This window comes from Vibrio sp. Vb1554 (assembly GCF_033344235.1).
This window is the reverse complement of record NZ_JAWPOJ010000117.1, coordinates 1-1,697: the sequence shown is the minus strand read 5'-3', so window position 1 is coordinate 1,697 and position 1,697 is coordinate 1. Positions and strand designations below refer to the sequence as shown.

The 1,697-nt window shown below is 47.8% G+C and carries 1 protein-coding gene and 1 pseudogene; both read right to left on the bottom strand.

Annotated features, from left to right (window positions below):
• Positions 1–174: pseudogene (locus R8N28_RS24125) on the bottom strand (carbon-nitrogen hydrolase family protein); the annotation flags it as partial.
• A 34-nt stretch (positions 175–208) separates the two neighbouring features.
• The coding region (locus R8N28_RS24120; RefSeq protein ID WP_318183537.1) for an AsmA-like C-terminal region-containing protein at positions 209–1,697 on the bottom strand (1,489 nt) is incomplete at its 5' end.

The following is a 1,697-nucleotide window of genomic DNA, read 5'->3' as shown; positions in this document are numbered from 1 at the left end:
CGGCTCTGCATGTTGATGGTACTCTTCTCGACTGGCAAACAACACCGCATTTTCCGGCGTGAGCACCAGCTTCACTCCTTGATTGGCCGCCAAAGTACATTGCTGGTCAATAAAGTCCAAATTCGCCTGAATATCAGGCCCCGAAGTCATTTGAATAATGCCAACACGTTCCATGTGTTCTCTTCCTTCTACCACTTAGTCGGGCGATCTATTTAGCCTGCTCACGCAGTTTTTCTGGCAGCTTGTATTCGCCTTTACTACGTGAAATCTCTTTTACGGTTGGTGAATCTAACGGGCCTTTGACCTCGTAATTCACTTGGGTGAACACCTCTACAACTGGAGAAATTACCGTAGAAATCGCCAGCACGTACAGAGCAGTTTGAGGGGCTACCGCAAACGCCGTCAACATTGGCAACCCTGACGTAATATCCGGCGTAAACTTCACTTCCGCATCCACCATTCTGCTGGTCATGTTTGCAATACCACGAATTTGCATTTCACCAGCTAGCGCATCCATCACAATATCATTAGTGATGAACACACCATCTTGGATTTTGCCTGTACCCGTGATGGAGTTGAACGCCATGCCTTTGTCGAATACGTCGGTAAAATCGAGCTGCATCTTACGAATGATGGAGTCCAAGCTAAATAGGCCAAGCAAACGCGCCGCGCCGCTGACTTCACTCACGACCCCTTTGCCAAACTCCGTCGAGACATTCCCCTGCAAGGTTGGTGTCTTCATCGACCAAGGCGCACCATCCCAATTCATATTGGCGTTGATCTCAAATGGCGCTTGCTGGATCCCAGACGTGATACCAAAACGCTCCATCAGATCCGTATTGTTATCGCCTTTCATTTTTAACGTCAGATTGGAATGGCTACGATCTTTGGTCAGTTCCCACCAACCATTCATATCGATGCGGTTTTTGCCGCTACTGAAGGTAATGTTTTTCCACTCCAAACGATCATCTTGACGCTGTAAGTCGACATTCACTTTGCCAACCTTGTAACCTTGCAACCAAAAATCGTCGATGTTCAACGTTAAGTTTGGCATCTCAGCGTGAAACTTGCGGTCAAAGTTGGTAATAAGTGGCGCATTCTGATCTTCACTAGCGAAAATCGAACTGCGCTCTTTGGTCATTTCCTCAAAGTCTGGCAAGTACAAATGCAGATGGTCTAGAGACACCGATAAATCGTACGGTTTGAGGTACGTTGCTTTGCCTTTCACCTCTTGGCTACTCACGTCCAACTGCCAACTTAGGTTCTTTTTACTGGCGTTCAATGCCACATCGTGAAACTCAATGCCGCCCAGCAACAAGTTCGGCGTTTCGACTTCAATACGCGTTGGTAAAGGAATCGTAGGCGTCTTCATGTTTGCCAGCACCGATTGCGCTTTACTCTCTGGCGTATCCAGTAACGTCGCCCACTTATCTAGGTTTACCTCATCTAGACGAATCGAAGCATCGTGCCCAACGACAGGGCTAATTTTAAAACCGCCTTTGCCTAACACCAAGTTGGTCGCGGTTAACACTGGCACATCGCCCGAGATATCAATTTCGGTCTGATATTTCGCATTTGGGATTTGCAAACGAGCCGAAATGCTCTCCTGATTCCCCGATGCTTGGAGTTTCGCCTGACCAGCTTCACCGACCTTTTTCGTCAATGGGTATGGGTATTCACTGGCTAATCGACCGAGC